Below are 17,305 nucleotides of genomic sequence, written 5' to 3' on the forward strand. Positions count from 1 at the left end.
GCTCCGCAAGCAGGTATAATGCCTTTAAGAGCTTTCACATTGGAGGAATATACCTATGCGTTTTGTTAGCAACAACGGCATAACCGATCCTGCCATGAACTTGGCACTGGAAGAATACATTTTGCGTTCCCTGCCAGACCATGACGATTACCTTCTTTTCTACATCAATGAGCCGTCCATTATTATTGGCAAAAACCAAAACACAGTCGAAGAAATCAACGCGGAATACGTAGAGGCAAACAAGCTTCACGTCGTCCGCAGACTCTCCGGAGGCGGTGCCGTTTATCATGATTTAGGCAACTTGAATTTCAGCTTCATTATGAAGGATGACGGCAAGTCCTTCCATAACTTTAAGAAGTTCACCGAGCCAGTCGTCCGGGCGCTTCAGGAGCTTGGCGTCGATGCCGCTATGACAGGCCGCAATGATCTGCAGGTCGGCGAACGGAAAATTTCCGGAAATGCGCAGTTTTCTACCAAAGGAAAAATGTTCAGCCATGGTACGCTGCTCTTTGATTCCGAGATCGAGAATGTCGTATCCGCGCTTAAGGTCAACGCAGAGAAGTATGTTTCCAAATCAACCAAATCCATTCGCAGCCGCGTTGCCAATATTGTAGAATTTCTGCATGAGCCGCTGACTATTGAACAATTCCGGCAAAAGCTCCTGCAATCCATCTTCGAGCAATCGCAAGACATCCCCTTCTATGAGCTCTCGGACGACGATTGGGAAAAGGTAAGGAAGCTTGCAGATGAGCGCTATCGCAGCTGGGAATGGAATTACGGCCGCTCTCCCGCATTCAACGTCCAGCAGAAGAAACGAATCGAAGGCGCCGGTACTTTCGATGTCAGGCTCCAGGTTGAAGAGGGGTTGATCGTTGGCGCCGCCATCTACGGTGATTTCTTCGGACGCGGCGAAAGCGCTGAGGCTGCCGAGAAGCTGATCGGTACGCGGTACGAGGCTGCCGCTTTGAAGCAGCTCACCGCAGCCTTGGATCTCCCATTCTACTTCGGGCCTATAACCGAAGAAGACTGGCTCGGCTTGCTTATTTAACCATGACGTCAAACAACCCCCGAGCCGCTTGGCTCGGGGGTTGCTGCGTTTCGATCTGACAGAATCCATGATTTCCTGCTATTCCATTCTGAACTTAGAGACATGACCCTGCAAATCGCTTGCAACGGCATGCAAGGCAATCGCCGACGCAGTCATTTCTTCCATGTAAGCAAGCTGCTCTTCCGTTGCGGCCGATACGCTTTGCGTCAATGCCGATGCTTCATGCGCCTGCTTCGCACTCGATGTCGTAGAGCTCGCTATCTGCTTCGAGCCCGCCGATATTTGCTCGGATGAAATGGAAATCCCTTGCATTTGATTCGCTACTTCCTCTACCGAGCTGCGTATCAGCTGGAACTGCCTGCTCGTCTCCGCTACTGAACGCATACCTTTTTTCACTTCGCCTTTGCCCTTGTCCATCATCGTCACGGCACGAAGCGTATGATCGCGTACAGCTCCAAGCGCGTTCGTAACCCGTTTCGATGCATCCGCCGACTGAACCGCCAACTGCCTCACCTCTTGGGCAACAACCGCAAAGCCTTGACCGTGTTCTCCTGCTCTAGCAGCTTCAATGGTTGCGTTCAACGCAAGCAGATTCGTCTGCCCGGCTATCGTGGATATAAGCGTTACGATCTTCTCGATCTGCTGCACGCTCTCTCCCAGCTCATTCATGAACAACGACGTATCATCGACAATCTGGTCAATGCTCCCCATATCACGGCTAGTATGCTCCATAAATGAGCAGCCTCCGTCTACAATTTGAATGGCTTGCTCAGACGTTTCCGATATGATGCCAACCGAAGCTGTGATCATACCGATCGCATTCACGATATCATCCATCGACCGAGAAATAGCCGTTGTTCCTTGCTGCTGCTGTTCTGCCGAGGAGGCAACCTGCTGAATCGATTCTACGATATATTGGGTCGCCGATGAAGTTTGCCTTGCGCCTTCCCGAAGCTCTTCGGAGCTTGTCGCTAACTGATAGGCGGCTGCGTTCACTTTCTCGATCATCGCTTGCAATCCCGCTCTCATTCCCGTGAATGAGCTCGCTAATGAACCAATTTCATCCTTATTCCGAATATGAAGGGGGGTGCTGCGCAAATCACCGCCAGCAACGGCTGCTGCCATGCTCGACAAACGTTTGATCGGATTTGAAATATTTCTCGACAGCAAGGTGCCGAGCAGCATCGTTGCGGCAATCAGAATCATGCTGCCAACAAGCATCGAGGTATTCGTTCGCTTAACCTCCTTGTCGTTAGCCGCAACCTCCGAGGCCATAAGGGTTTCTTGCTTGGATGCCAGCATTGCTGCATTCGTGCGAATTAGCTTAGCGAGCGGGAATATGCGGGTATTGGCATAAGAACTCGATTTCGCCGTTTCAACGCCGCTAAATTCTTTGATTCGCTCCATATACTGCGCATTCCAGCCCAGAAGAGCGTTCAGCTTTTCGATATCCTCCTCGTTCTGAAGCAATCCGAGCGCAGCTCCCGCCCGGCTGACAATATCCGCGCTGGAGACGTCTACTTCCGCCAGCGCGTCCTTGTTTCGATTCAGCACATAGCTGCTAAAGCTGCTGTTAAGCTGGACCGCGTTAAGCTGAATCGCTTCCATATGAACGAGCACGGCCACATTACGGTCAATGAGCTCCGTATAAGAAGCGTTCAAGCTTTTCAGATTATAAAAGATAAAGCTTAACAAGAGCAGGATGAACACAATCGCAACTAAAAAACCGCCATAAATCTTTTTGGCTATCGTAAACCTCCATTTGCTCCACACGTTTAATTTAATCATCGCTGTTCTCCTTCGATTCCCTGCCGGGACATTATGGATGCGGAGAAATAGGTTTAAATAAAGGAACTGCCGCCGGCAGTCCCTTTATTTAAAATGGCTATGGATTAATTTTGTTTCAATAACTTGCTAATAATAACGGCTGCCTGCGCACGGTTAGCAATGCCTTTAGGAGCATAAGTGCCATCTGTCATGCCGTTGATTACGCCTTGCTGCGTCAGAAGCGCGATTGCTTCTTTGGCGTACAAGGCCATAAGGTCTTTATCAGCGAATTTGTCCAACGCGCCGTCGATATCGCTAACCGTCGCTTCCTTATTTACTATTTTCAAAGCATTCGCAGCCATAATGGCCATTTCCTCGCGAGTAATCGGCCTGTTAGGGTCAAATTTACCGTCCCCTACTCCTTGCGCAAGTCCTGCTTTGACAGCAGCTGCTACTGAGGCATAATACCAGTCCGAGGCATTCACATCGCTAAAGGTTACAGAAGCCGTCTCATCCGCCAATTGAAAAGCACGAACGAGCATCGTTAAAAATTCTGCCCGCGTTACTTCTTTCAGCGGTGCGAACGTTGTACTGCTTAGGCCGGAAATAATGCCTTTGCCTGCCAACTCTTCAATCGCCTCTCCTGCCCATGCCTCAACCTTGCCTAGATCCTTAAATATAGGAACTACGACCGGAGTCGGCGTTGGTGTAGGGGTTGGTGTTACGACTGGTCCAGGCCCGCCTGTGCCAGGGTCTGCAGTTGGAGACGGTGTTACGACTGGTCCGTCAGTCGGCGTCGGAGTTACGACTGGTCCGTCATCCACTTGGTCCGGCGAAGCAGCAGGAGCCGCCGCGAATATTGCGTTTGCTACGATTCTGAACTGCTTTTTCGGATGTGCTCTATTAAGCAAATCGTTAGCGAATAACGTTACATTAATGCTGCCTTCATTGTAGGTGAAACCAATTGTTTTTCCTTTGGCTTGATCATGGTTAGGCCACCAGCCTGCTTTAAAGAAGTCAGCATCCGTACTTGCCGTTGCAAGCACTTTGGCATTGCCCGGAATTGCCGTCATGTATGAGCCTGTAGCTGTATACATGAATTCTTTTTTATCATAGGCTGCCGTAATGACATTGCCTTGATCCAGTACCGTCTTAAATAGACCTTCATGCGAGCTGCCCGTCGTTGCGAAGTTAAAGCCCGGCAGTAGCGCAGAACCCTTCATTGTGTTCATGGCAGCTCTACCGAATCCAACATACGGTTTACCCGTACCGATTAGATTTGTGCTGGCAGCACCGGTTGTATTTATTAGAACGTCGCTCGCCGCCATATCTGCGGCAATCGGGAAACCTAGATCCTTAAGAACAAATGCCGGAACGCCGCTCGCAGAAACACTGGTGAGCTTTAACAGCTTGCCTTCTCTGCTTTCTTCTTTATCAAAAGGAACGACATCAAGCAAATATTTTTGAGATACAAGCAGCAGATTCGATTTTGAGACGAGGAAATCCCCAAGCTCATAGCCCTCGGCGCTATGACTCAGCATCGTGACTGACTTGTTCGCGGATAGCAATTCGTTTACCGCTTTAATTGCGTCGTTGTTCGTATTGCGAATGACATAATGAGCGGAGTCACCTGGTACAGTCGTCGCCGGAATGACTACGCCTGTGACCGAAGATGTTTTGCCGCTGAATGCGCCCGCTTGACGAATTACATACTTATCAAAACCTCTCATGTCGGCAAAGCTTTGAACGATTTCTGCATACATTTCCGAGAAATCCGATACATCAAATCCGTCATATAGGACCAGATTGGCGTAACCTCTCTTCGCCTGCTTCATATTCACAACATAGCTGCCAACGGGATACGTATTGGAGCCGATTGTTACCTCTCTCGTTGTCTGCTCAACCTTTACTCCGTTGCTGAGCAAATATTGTACCATTTCATAAGTTGCAAGACGATTCTTTTGCAAACCGCTAGCTACTGGAAGCACATAGTAGTCAGGGAAGAAATTGATTTCCTCGCCGCGTGGTCTGCCAATAACTTGGTCAGCAGCATTAGTCAAATACTGATCGACTGCACGGCTGTCAATGTTATCTACACCGCGTTTGTATACTTCCAGCTGATTCAAGAACAGTTTTTCTTTGTTGTCCGTTACATACTTGGTTGCTGCTACGCTCGCATAGAAAAGTGCCGTTGTTGAATCCTCATTCAGCTCTGGAATTTCCAGTGTATGCCCAAGCGCACCGTGGTGCATCGCATAGACGGCCGTGTAAGCAGGAGAAGCATCATCCCAGCCTGATTTATTCGGACCGCTGTCGTTTTGGTGAGATTCATAAGGAATTTCATAGCTAGAATATTTGGTATTCGCAATGCCCGCTTTCCCCATTGCGTTCGCTTGCTCGAGCATGCTGCCGATTAAGAGATCGTACTCGAAATTCGGATCATGCGGAGGCGTACAAGGCTCAATTAGGAAGCTGCCTACGAAACCATGCATATCCAAGAAGGATAGCGGTGACCATTTTGCAATTTCTTTCGTTACGATTTGAGTCTCTGGCTGCGTTTGATACGAATTGTCACGGTTCAAGTCAAAAGAATTGGCATTGGCACGTGTATTCAAATAGCGGCCATCCGGATTCTCCGTGAAATTCAACAAGAAAATCGCATTTTCAAGCGCATCATTTACGTTTAGCGTAACTGGGGTAGGGTTAGCGCTGTCCTCATTCGTATTGTATTCAATCGTATCTTTCAAGCCCATTTCTCTAAAGAAGTTGAGAATAACATCAACGCCCGGCGCTTCATCCGGATGAATGTTGTTGAGCCATACAGGCACTTTATAATCCTTAAAGGATCCATTCTTGATCCTGTCCTGCAGACCCTTCGGATCGTTCATCATGGCAGGCATTGTTTCATTCAAATATTTGTCTACCGACGCTTTGTCTTTTGCCAGAATAGTAAAATAGATATCGCGTCCTTGAACCGATTTGCCAAGAACTTGCGTCTCTACATACCGGCCAGTCTCTTCCTTGATTTCTTCTGTGATTTCATCAATGGCAGGTTTGATTTCATCATAAGTATGGTAGCTGTCATACGCATTAAGCTTAATTGGTGCGGTTGCGATCGTTCGGCCATTCTGGTCAAGTACCGCAAAGTCACGCGTACCCATCATAGCCGGATATCTAGAGCGTGCAGAACCTGACAAGTTCACTGTGTTGTAAATCAAATCAAATGTTATTTTGGCTTTAACCGTTGTGCCGTCGAGAACGGCCGGCTCCTCCAAGTAGATGAACGGATCGCCTGTATACGCGTTTGTTCCCCACTTCTTCCACTCAGTCAAAGCTTTCCCGCCGTATGACCATTGCAGATTCGCAAGAGTTACGCCTGCCGGAAGCTCGAATTGAACGTCGATTGTTCTTTTTTCAGTAATCGATGCTTTATCCGTGCTTAGTTGAAGCTTCTCCGGAGCAAGCTCCTCGACTTCAAGGATGATGCCTGTCAGCACTTTCGTAAAGGTTGTTAAATGCTGCTCAAGCCGTCCTGGGTAATTGGTTTGAATGAAAGCAAGTGTATCTTTTGTCGTATGCCATATTTCCCCATCTTGTTCAGTCTGGGTATAACCATCCATGTTTTTTAGATTCCAGTTGGTCGCTTCCAAGTATGCAATCGGAATACCTGCTTTTGAGAATGCAGCGTGATCGCTCCAGTCGCCTGTCGTACCTGCCGGATACTTAGGATTCAAACCTGGATTCGTAATCAGATCCAGTTCAAGGCGCTCTGCGATGTCCAACCCTAGCTCGCGGACAAAACCTTTCGAGCCTTTGCTACCATAGATGTACATGAAGTCACCGACAGCTAAGCTATCTAGGTTAATCATGGCCACCGTATTTTTCTTATCTTCGCTACTCATCTGAGAAACATAATATTGAGAACCTCTCGTGCCTGCCTCTTCAGCGCCAAATGCAATGAATTTAACGGTGTAAGGCGTATTCAACTGCGCTACCGCTTTAGCGGACTCAAGCATAACAGCTACGCCAGAGGCATTATCGTCTGCCCCTTTGCCTGCGCTAACGGAATCGTAATGTGCTCCGACGATTAGCACTTTAGGAGATGTACCTATTTTCGTTGCCACAATATTGTTAGACGTTTTGCCTGAACTCCCATAGCCGAACGGCTGTACCGTTACGCCATAGCCAAGCTTTTCGAATTCCGCTTTCACGTAGTTTCCGGCTTCAACCTCTTTGGCTGAGCCAGCAACACGCGTACCTATTGTATTAGCCAAATAATCCAGATACCCATATGCGCTAATGCCAACCGTACTATCCGGTTCGGCTAGAGCAGCTATCGCTGGGGCTTCGGTTTCATGAGGCTCTTCTACCGCCGCAGGTGGCGCAGTATCCTCTACGATCAGAGTCGTGCCGACATCCTCCAACGCGAAGGCCGCACCAGGCGCTACGATGGAGAACACTAGCAATAAGGATAGCAAGAGTGCGAGAAGCTTTTGCGAGACAAATTTCTTAGACATGGTCTTCCTCCTTTTTTATCTAGCAATTCAGACGATCTGGCAGAGAGAAGTCAAACAGCAACTAGACAACTCTATACTCATCACTCCATTTCCGCTTAGCCATGATCAATTTTGACTGCATCTGCGCTGTTATCTATAGGTTTAAAGCGTCAAAATTTGTATACAATATACTTAACACAATATACTTCTTTACGTGAGATAGTATAACACCGATATTTCATATGGACAATAAATTTTTGAGTATTCTATTATTTTCTCTCGTATTCGCAATTTGAATGTCATATAAACTAACATATATCTATAAAATACGTAAATAGACTCCCTATCACACTCTTCTGGATGTCAATTTAGCTTGCGTGAATAACAGCATATAGTCATGCCCACCTGCTTTAGAATCCGTACCTGACATATTGAACCCTCCGAAAGGATGTACACCAACGAGCGCTCCCGTACATTTGCGATTAATATAAAGATTTCCGCAATGCATGTCTCGCAGAGCCATTTGTATACGCTCCTCGTCTGAGGAGAAGTAGGCACCCGTTAATCCAAACTCCGTGTGGTTATACATAGAGATAGCCTCCTGCCAGCTTTCCGCTTTCGCAATCGCCAGCACCGGGCCGAAAATTTCTTCCTGCATCAGGTAATCATCTGGACCAGCATCGGCAAATACGGTAGGTTCAATAAAATAACCGCCTTCCAGTCCCTTATTGCCGCCTATCAATAGCCGCGCCTCGCTCTTTCCGATTTCAATGGCCTTCATAATTTTATCAAAAGAGCTTTGATCAATAACCGGACCAACCGCTGCATTATCCTCCGGCGATCCCATCATCAGCCTGCTTGTTCTCTCTTTTACCTTTTCAAGCAATTCGTCATAGACATCGGCGACCACAATCGCCCTTGAGCCTGCCGAGCATTTCTGGCCCTGGAAACCGAACGCCGAGGCTACAATAGCATCTGCGGCTGCATCGATATTCGCTGTTTCGTCCACGACGATGCCGTCTTTGCCGCCCATCTCCGCGACAACGCGCTTCATCCAGATCTGTCCGGGAGCCTGCTCGGCAGCAAGTCTATTAATGCGAAGACCTATTTCCTTCGAACCCGTGAAGCTTACGAATCTCGTTTTGGGATGGCTGGTCAAATAATCCCCGATCTCCGCGCCGCTGCCAGGCAAGTATTGCATAACGTCAGCAGGCATTCCCGACTCTACCATTAGCTCATAGAATTTGTAAGCGATAATAGGCGTCGTTGATGCCGGCTTAAGAATAATCGTATTGCCCGCAACGATAGAAGCCGACGCCATGCCTGCGCAGATGGCAAGCGGGAAGTTCCACGGCGGAATCACAATGCCTACGCCTAATGGGATGTAGCTCAAACGGTTGTCCTCGCCAGGCAGCTTGACGAGCGGCTTATGCTCATTGGTTTCGGCAAGCTTCACCATCTCGCGAGCATAATAATCCATGAAATCAATGGCTTCGGCCGTGTCGGCATCCGCTTCCGTCCAGTTTTTACCCGACTCAATCACGAGCCACGCGGAGAAATAATGCTTGCGTTCGCGCATGAGTGCCGCAGCCTTCATCAAGCAGGAAGCCCGCTCCCAAACCGATGTGTTTTTCCAGCTTTCAAACGCCGTAAGCGCAGCATTCATCGCCTGTTCCGCCAGTTTACGGCTTGCTTTCGATACTTTTCCCACGATTTCATCCGTTTTGGCTGGATTGATCGAAATAAGCTGATCCGAGGTATGTACGGCAAGCCCCGCTATGTGAAGCGGATATTCCTTGCCTAGCTCTGACCTGACTAAAGCGAGAGCGTCTACAAATGCGGCATGATTGTCCTCCGAAGCAAAGCTGGTCATCGGCTCGTTGGCAAAAGGTGTTTCCATTCGATCTTTCATCGTAAAATCCCCTCTATTTCCACATATTTTTTAGAACAAACCATACATTGTCCGGCCGCTCAGCGAGCCTTCGCATGAAATAGCCAAACCAATCCTCCCCATAAGGAACGTATATCCTTACGCGGTAGCCATCCCGCACGAGCTCATCCTGAAGCTCCTCGCAAATGCCGTAAAGCATTTGAAATTCAAACTGGCTCATCGGTATTCCTTGGTCGCGAATGAACGATTTCGCCTGTTGAATAACGTCCCTGTCATGCGTCGCGATCGCCGTGTAGCTTCCGCTAAGCAAATGCTGCTCGATTAGGCGCATATAGGATTGGTCGACTTCCGTTTTTAGCGGAAAAGCAACCTCCTTCGGCTCCTTATATGCGCCTTTTACTAGCCTTAAGTTCGCATTCGTTAAGCCCAGCTCTTGCACGTCCTGTTCCGATCGATACAAATAGGCTTGAATCACGATCCCCACGCGGTCACTCGATGCTCGCAGCTTTCGATAGAGATCCAAGGCAGGCTGGCAATGTGAATAGTCCTCCATATCGATGCGCACGAAATTGTCAGTCTGTTCCGCAAGCTCCAAAATGCGCCGCATTTGACTCTCGCACAGCTCGCTGCCAAGATCCAACCCCAAGCTGGTAAGCTTTAACGACAGGTTGGCATTCACCCCCGAAGCCGCAATGGATTCAAGCGTACGCATGCACATATCTGCCGAAAGCTCGGCCTCCTCCTTGCCGCTTACAAATTCTCCCAAGTGATCCAGCGTTGCCATCTTGCCCTGCTTGTTAAGCTTTTTCACCGCATCAATCGAACTGTTGATTTCAACACCTGCCACAAATCGGCTTGCGCCCAGCTTAAGTCCGTACTTGCGAGCAAGGCTCCCGACCCTCCTGCTTTTCCCCAACGTCAGAAAGAAACTTCTCATTACTTTTTCCATCGTATGCCTTTAACCTCCGTCACTTGCCTATATGATTCGTTTCCCAAGCAGAGAGGTCGCCATTTCCACAGCAAGCCGCGAGGTGCGCATCCCCACGTCGAGCAGCGGATTTACCTCTACGATATCCATCGAGGTAACTCTTCCTGTTTCAGCTAACAGCTCCAGCGCAAGATGCGCTTCACGGTAGCTTATTCCTCCTGGAACAGGCGTCCCGACGCCCGCTGCTTCCGTCGGATCGAGACAGTCCATATCGAAGCTTACATGTACGCCATCCGTGCCTTTGCTTACGATTTCAATCGCTTTCTCCATCACTGCCTTCATTCCCAAACGATCAATATCATGCATGGAGAAGCAAGCTATCCCTTCGTTCCGAATAAACTCTTTCTCGTAAGGATCGAGGTCGCGGGCACCGATAATCACCACATTTTCTTTCTTGATAAGCGGGCCCGCCCCAGGAATGTCGCTTAATTTGAACTTGGAGAGCCCCATCGCAATGGCAAGAGGCATGCCGTGCATGTTGCCTGAAGGCGTTGTATCCTCCGTGTTCAAATCTCCATGCGCGTCAAACCAAATCACTCCTAAATTATTGTAATGGCCGGTCAATCCTGCCAACGAGCCTATCGCAACGCTGTGATCGCCTCCAAGTATAAGCGGGAAAGAATCGGCCAATACGGCTCGGTACACTTGTTCACCCACCAAACCGCTCATTTCCTTAACTTCGGGGAAATATTTCATTTTCGGCTGCTTAGGCTCAAGCGCGCCATGTCTAGGGCAGTTGACCTCGCTATTGCCAACCAAATCGAAGCCCATGCTTCTTATTTGGCGGGCCAGCCCTGATTGAATAATACTTTCGGGCCCAAGCTCTGTTCCCGCACGGCTTCCACCCATCCAGAAAGGCACGCTGATGAGTCTTACTTTTTTGTTTATCATAGAACCCTCTCCCTCTGCCATGTTAACCGTCCTCTTTAATGGAGCTGCCATGATGAACATCCTTTCTCTGCGCTGTTTCAACCAAAATTATCCTATTGCTCATCCACTTGGAACACTTTTTCAATTCGTTCCAGCGCCCAATTGATTTCTTCCTTTGTAACCGTTAGCGGCGGCGCGAAACGAATCGTCGTTTCATGCGTCTCCTTGCAAAGCAGCCCTTCCGCCATAAGCTTCTCGCAATACGGCCTTGCCTCTGTATGCAGCTCCAGCCCGATAAACAACCCTTTGCCCCGAACCTCTTTGATGGCAGGGTGGCGACTTGCGGCAAGCTTAGTTGCAAAATATTGCCCTAGCTCATTGGAGCGGTCCGCTAATGCCTCTTCCTCCATCACCTCAAGTGCTGCGACCGAAACCGCGCATGCCAGCGGATTTCCTCCAAACGTCGAACCGTGTGAACCTGGTTCGAATACGCCCAATATATCCTCATGGGCAGCGATGGCCGAGATCGGCATAACCCCTCCGCCTAAAGCCTTGCCCATGATATAAACATCTGGCTCCACCGATTCCCAGTCGCATGCGAATCGTTTGCCGGTGCGTCCAAAGCCCGTCTGAATTTCATCCGCAACAAACAGCACATTGTTTCGCTTGCACAGCTCATAGGCACCTGCAAGATAACCCTCGGGAGGAATGATGATGCCTGCCTCGCCTTGAATAGGTTCAATCAGAAAGGCTGCCGTATTCGGCGTAATCGCTCGTTCAAGCGACGCGAGATCGCCATAGGGCACAAGCTTGAAGCCAGGCGTAAACGGACCAAAATCCTTCTTGTATTCTTCAGAAGATGAAAACGAAGTGACCGTTATCGTCCTTCCATGGAAATTGCCTGTGCATACAATGATTTCCGCTTGATCCTGCGGTACGCCCTTTTGCCGGTAAGCCCAGCGACGAACGGCTTTCAGAGCTGTCTCAACCGCCTCGGCTCCGGTGTTCATTGCCAAAATTTTTGTTTTACCCGTGTACGCGACGAGCTTTTCATAAAATTGCGCCAAGGCATCATTATGGAAGGCGCGCGAGGTTAAGGTCACTTTATCCGCTTGCTGCTTAAGCGCGGCTATAATTTTCGGATGCCTATGCCCGTGGTTCAGTGCGCTGTAGGCACTGAGCATATCCATATACCGATTCCCTTCCGGATCCTTCACCCAAACGCCCTCTGCCTCTGAAATGACAATAGGGAGCGGATGATAATTATGAGCGCCGTATCGGTCCGACTGCTCCATCACTGACGAAGTCGTTTTTAAAATTGTCATTTGAAGGTTCACTCCCATTAAATCTGTATACAATATTCAAATACTGGTGTAAAAAAACCTGGATTGGTTCTTATCCACCAGGAATGTTATTTCCATATCTACGCCTACAATACTTTGGACAAAAAGTCCTTCGTACGCGAATGCTGCGGATTCTGAAAGACATGCAGAGGTATTCCTTCTTCGACTATACAGCCCCCGTCCATAAACAGCAGCCGATCGCCAACCTCACGCGCAAAGCCCATCTCATGCGTAACAATGACCATGGTCATTCCGTTTTGTGCAAGCTTTTTCATGACTTCAAGCACTTCTCCAACCATCTCTGGGTCCAACGCCGATGTCGGTTCATCAAAAAGCATCACGCTTGGTTCCATCGCAAGCGCCCTTGCAATGGCTACTCTCTGCTTCTGCCCGCCGGACAGCCGATCCGGGTACGAATCATGTTTATCCTCCAGCCCGACAACACGCAGAAGCTCCATCGCTCTTGCATTTGCCTTTTCTTTGGACAGCTTCTTCAGCTTACGCGGAGCAAGCGTCAAATTCTCTAGAACGCTCATATGCGGAAATAGATTGAAATGCTGGAACACCATGCCCATTTCCTGACGGATTTGATTAAGCTCGGATTGCTTATTAGTGATCAAGCTATTATTAAGCCGAATTTCACCGGAAGTCGGCTGCTCCAAGCGATTCAAGCAGCGAAGAAACGTACTCTTGCCCGAGCCGCTGGGACCAATGATGACGACGACCTCGCCTTTGCGGATCTCCGTATCTATTCCCTTTAATATTTCAAGTTTACCGTAGGATTTACGCAACCCGTTAACGACAATCATTAGCTTCTCAACTTCCTCTCCAATACGGCAAGCAGCCTGGATAACGTAAACGTCATTACAAAGTATAATGCGCAAGCGACCAGCAGCGGTTCCATCGGCGAGAAGGTAATGCTTTGAACCGTGCGGGCGTTATACATCAACTCTGCTATTCCGATAACCGAAATAAGCGAGGAATCCTTAATAATAATAATGAATTCATTCCCGATTGCGGGGAGCATGTTGCGAAAGGCCTGCGGCAAAACAATATATCGCAGCGTCATTCCCCGGCTGAGACCCAAGGACCGGGCGGCCTCTGTCTGCCCCTTGTCAATTGCTTCAATCCCTGCACGAAATACTTCGGCCATGTAAGCCGAGCTGTTGATGGTCAAAGCGACAACGCCCGAAATAAAAGGCGGCAGATTAATTCCAAACCCCGTTAAACCATAATGGATAATAAAAATTTGCACGAGCATCGGAGTCCCGCGTATGATCTCAATATAAGCTGAAGCGAGGAACTTGACCGGCCACCACCGAGAGATTCGCATCAAGGCAAACAATACGCCAAGCAACGTGCCTAATGCCACGCCGAAGAATGACAACTCCAGCGTGACCCAAGCCCCTCTCAAAAATGTTGGCCAATATTCAGCCACAAAGCTAAAGTCTAAATCCATATCCAACTACTCCGTCCGTTCTTTATTCTCCAACCAGCTCATTAGCTTCAACGACAAACTGGTCAATGGCGCCGCTTGATTTCAAACGAGCGATAGTTTCATCGATTTTGTTAAGCAGCTCTTGCTCACCTTTCTTAACAGCGATCGATACGCCAGCTTCTTCTTCAGGCTGCTCGATTTTCACTTCAGAAACCGCAATGTCTGTTTGGGCAACCGCGTATTGGTCCGCAACCGGCTTCTCCAGAATGATTGCATCTACCCGGCCGCTCTTAAGCTCCATGACCAGCTCCGGAATTTTGCCGAGAGCCGTTAGCTTGGCATCCGCGATTTCTTGAGCGATCCCCTCTTGAATGGAACCTTTTTGGATACCGATTTTCTTGCCCTTCAAATCTTCCAATGTTTTAAATTGCTCTGCAGCATCTTTGTTCACCAGTACGCCTTGATCCGTCAAATAATAGATCTCAGAAAAATCAACGTTTTTCTTGCGTTCTTCGGTTGGCGTCAAACCGGAAATAACCATATCAACCTTGCCTGTATCCAGCGCTAGCAGCAAACCGTCAAAATCCATATCCTGGATTTCAAGCTCTGCATTCATATCCTTCGCGATTTCTTTTGCAATTTCAATATCAAAGCCAACAATCGTATCCTTGCCGTCAATCGTTTTGTGGAATTCAAATGGGGCATAATCTGCGCTTGTGCCTAGAATAAGAGTCGTTTTCTCCGCGGCCGGCGGTTCACTTGCAGCATTATTAGCCGTAGCCGAAGGTGAGTTTGCGTCTTTGTTTTGACCACATGCCGTCAGGACAACCATAACCGTAATAAGTAGCAGCGATAACTTTTTCTTCATTTCCATCTCTCCCATTTCTATATCTCGTTTAGTTTGAAATCCCCCGAACAAGCTCGGAGTTAAATCTGTATACAATATACATAACTGATGTCAGTAATTATAACATCGGTATTTGCTATGTACAATGTTTTTTTATAAACATGCTGTTCGTTTCATTTTAAGGTCATATTTCCTAACATGTATAGTAGCGTACATTTGCTTGTATAACGTTATGATCAGGTGTTAAAATAGTAAAAACAACGGATGCCGGACTTTACATGACTATTTAATTGCGACATCACCATATAAATCACAAATGTAATTACCTTTACCCGTTAAAGGTAGAAAAGAGGTCTCCGCATGCAAGCGCCTAAATATCAATCCTTAAAGGACCATGTTTACGAATATATTGCACAAAAAATACAAGATGGCACACTGCTCCCCAATCAAAAAGTAAATGAAGCGGAGATTTGCAAAAAGCTGGATATTAGCCGTACGCCAACGCGCGAGGCTTTGTTCCAGCTATCCTCCGACAATCTTCTGGACTATTTGCCAAGACGGGGCTTTACCGTCAAAGCCTTTGATCCCAAGAAAAAGCTAGATTTCTCTCGTATTATCGGCGTATTGGATGCGCTTGCAGCTACGTTGTGCATCGAGCAGCTGAGTGATTCGGATATGAGAGCGATGGAGAGTATCGTCGATAAGATCGACCTGGATATTAGCCGGCAGCATTTCTTAGATTATTATATGGACCAATACAACTTCCATGACATTTACATAAAGAAATGCGATAATCCCGTGCTAATCGAAACGCTAAACTCTTTGAAAAACAGCTTCATTCGCCAATCTTACGCAAGTGAAGACAAACAGAAGCTTGCTGACGTTCTCCAGGAAGTAAATGCGGAGCATCGCAAAATTTTAGAGCTGTTCCGATCAAATGACAAAGAGGCCTTGGAATCCACATTGAAGCATCACTGGCGTATTATTGATACGGAAATGTTATAACATATGACTGTCCCAAAGGCCGTTCTCGAAACTTGCAGCTCCCGCTTTGCACGCAATAGAAGAATGCAAAAAAACCTTCAACTTCGCTTATTCTGAACTGTGACCCATAAGAAGGACACTTTGAAAAAAGTGACCCTCTTATGGGTCATTTGTGTTTTAATCGAGATAATGGGAATGAGGAGTGAGGAGTGAGGTCATGGGAAAGCTGAAACGAATCGTATTTACGGAGGAGCAGATAAAAAATTTGGAGGCGAACCCTAACGTACTAAGAGCGTCGGAGTCAGCCATCACGTACACGTCTGCGTTTAAATTGGAGGCTCTTAAAGCCTACAGGGCGGGGCAATTGCCTTCCGAGATCTTTATTCGTGCAGGCTTTGACCTCGATGTCATCGGACATCAAAAGCCGAAAAAAAGCTTAAAGCGTTGGCGCGAAATAAACGATCTGTACGGCGAAGAAGGATTGGCTACTGAACGACGCGGTAAGAACAGTACAGGACGAAAGCCGGCTGGTGAGTTGTCGGTGGAAGAAGAATTAAAGCGAGCTCAGGCCAAGATCAAACTGCTTGAGGCGCAGGTGGACTTGCTAAAAAAGGTCGAGGCGCTCGAGCGGCAGAAGATAAAGCGCTAACGGCCGCTGAGCGCTTTGAGATCATCAACCGTACCATTCGGGCCTATGACCTAAAACGCATGACGCGTTATCTGTGTGAGCTTGTGGATGTGAGCCCGAGCGGTTACTACAAATGGCTTGCGACCGAGGATCAACGCCAAGTTCGGGCAGCAACTGACGAAGAGGACATTGTTCTGATCAGACACCACTTTGAGGCGCTAAACGGCAAAGCCGGAGCGCTGGTCATAAAAATGCGCCTTGAGCAAATAAGCTATGTCATTATGAATCACAAGAAAATTCGACGTCTCATGCGCAAAGCAGGCCTTGTCGCAGTCATACGGCAGGCTAACCCATACCGGAAGATGGCCAAGGCAACTCACGAGCACCAGACTTGCCCTAACCTGCTAGAGCGCCAGTTTAATCAAGGTGAGCCCGAGAAAGTATTTCTCACAGACATCACTTATTTACGCTATGGAGGCGGTCAATGGGCATACCTTTCCTGTGTGAAGGACGGAGCCACCAGACAGATCCTTGCCGACTGCGTGGCAGCCACACTTGAACTACCTATTGTTGAGCGAACACTACAACGCCTTTTAGAACGCTTAGATGGAAATATCCATCCGGAGGCCATTATACACTCCGATCAAGGGATGCATTATACACATCCTAAAACTCGTCACTTTATAGCTGAGGCAGGTTTTAAACAATCGATGTCGCGCAGAGGCAACTGCTGGGACAATGCCCCTATGGAGTCATTCTTCGGTCATATGAAAGACGAGGTTGATTTTATCGATTGCCAAACGATTGAGGAAGTACGGGTTCGAGTCAGGGAGTACATCAGCTTTTACAACTCAGAAAGATACCAGTGGACATTAAAAAAGATGACCCCCGATGAATTCAGAGGTCACCTACTTGCTAGCTGAGCCTAGGGCTCTTTGTTTTAATCGTCTACAATCCGGGTCACAGTTCAATTCGCGTGTTGAAGGTTCTTTTTTAATTATAATG

11 protein-coding genes and 1 pseudogene are annotated in these 17,305 nt (G+C 48.1%); 3 read left to right on the forward strand and 9 right to left on the reverse strand.

The window, feature by feature from the left end:
* The first annotated feature begins 55 nt into the window (after positions 1 to 55).
* Positions 56 to 1,048 (forward strand): lipoate--protein ligase, encoded by a 993-nt coding sequence (locus AB4Z29_RS28750; protein ID WP_441946386.1) that lies wholly within the window; start codon positions 56 to 58, stop codon positions 1,046 to 1,048.
* A gap of 78 nt (positions 1,049 to 1,126) precedes the next feature.
* Here AB4Z29_RS28750 and AB4Z29_RS28755 read toward each other — a convergent pair whose 3' ends face one another.
* From AB4Z29_RS28755 to AB4Z29_RS28795, 9 genes are all read right to left on the reverse strand, one after another.
* A complete protein-coding gene (locus tag AB4Z29_RS28755) occupies positions 1,127 to 2,836 on the reverse strand; it encodes a methyl-accepting chemotaxis protein (RefSeq protein WP_441946387.1) in 1,710 nt (569 codons plus the stop codon).
* Between the two features lie 104 nt (positions 2,837 to 2,940).
* Complete coding sequence (locus AB4Z29_RS28760) at positions 2,941 to 7,332, reverse strand: M20/M25/M40 family metallo-hydrolase (RefSeq protein ID WP_441946388.1); 4,392 nt, start codon at positions 7,330 to 7,332, stop codon at positions 2,941 to 2,943.
* A 325-nt stretch (positions 7,333 to 7,657) separates the two neighbouring features.
* Complete coding sequence (gene pruA, locus AB4Z29_RS28765) at positions 7,658 to 9,223, reverse strand: L-glutamate gamma-semialdehyde dehydrogenase (protein ID WP_441946389.1); 1,566 nt, start codon at positions 9,221 to 9,223, stop codon at positions 7,658 to 7,660.
* Between the two features lie 13 nt (positions 9,224 to 9,236).
* Positions 9,237 to 10,151, reverse strand: coding sequence for a proline dehydrogenase family protein (locus tag AB4Z29_RS28770; protein WP_441946390.1), 915 nt, complete (start codon positions 10,149 to 10,151; stop codon positions 9,237 to 9,239).
* A gap of 27 nt (positions 10,152 to 10,178) precedes the next feature.
* The gene (gene rocF / locus AB4Z29_RS28775; protein ID WP_441946391.1) at positions 10,179 to 11,081 is read right to left on the reverse strand and encodes an arginase; all 903 of its coding nucleotides are present in this window, start codon (positions 11,079 to 11,081) and stop codon (positions 10,179 to 10,181) included.
* Positions 11,082 to 11,173: 92 nt separating this feature from the next.
* Positions 11,174 to 12,385 carry an ornithine--oxo-acid transaminase gene (locus tag AB4Z29_RS28780; RefSeq protein ID WP_441946392.1) on the reverse strand — a complete coding sequence of 404 codons (1,212 nt, stop codon included), beginning with the start codon at positions 12,383 to 12,385 and terminating at the stop codon, positions 11,174 to 11,176.
* A gap of 104 nt (positions 12,386 to 12,489) precedes the next feature.
* Entirely contained in the window at positions 12,490 to 13,212 is a 723-nt protein-coding gene (locus AB4Z29_RS28785) for an amino acid ABC transporter ATP-binding protein (protein WP_441946393.1), read from the reverse strand.
* On the reverse strand, positions 13,212 to 13,862 hold the full coding sequence (locus tag AB4Z29_RS28790; RefSeq protein WP_441946394.1) for an amino acid ABC transporter permease: 651 nt from the start codon (positions 13,860 to 13,862) through the stop codon (positions 13,212 to 13,214). The genes AB4Z29_RS28785 and AB4Z29_RS28790 overlap by 1 nt, the downstream gene beginning before the upstream one ends.
* A 22-nt stretch (positions 13,863 to 13,884) precedes the next feature.
* The gene (locus AB4Z29_RS28795) at positions 13,885 to 14,709 is read right to left on the reverse strand and encodes a transporter substrate-binding domain-containing protein (RefSeq protein ID WP_441946395.1); all 825 of its coding nucleotides are present in this window, start codon (positions 14,707 to 14,709) and stop codon (positions 13,885 to 13,887) included.
* 339 nt (positions 14,710 to 15,048) lie between these two features.
* On the opposite strand from AB4Z29_RS28795, the gene AB4Z29_RS28800 reads away from it, so the two are divergent.
* Positions 15,049 to 15,693: a GntR family transcriptional regulator gene (locus tag AB4Z29_RS28800; protein ID WP_441946396.1), complete on the forward strand. Its 645-nt coding sequence runs from the start codon at positions 15,049 to 15,051 to the stop codon at positions 15,691 to 15,693.
* Positions 15,694 to 15,898: 205 nt separating this feature from the next.
* Positions 15,899 to 17,223: pseudogene (locus AB4Z29_RS28805) on the forward strand (IS3 family transposase).
* Positions 17,224 to 17,305 lie beyond the last annotated feature (82 nt).

It is taken from the genome of Paenibacillus sp. 2TAB23, from assembly GCF_052115165.1.
Lineage (GTDB): Bacteria > Bacillota > Bacilli > Paenibacillales > Paenibacillaceae > Pristimantibacillus.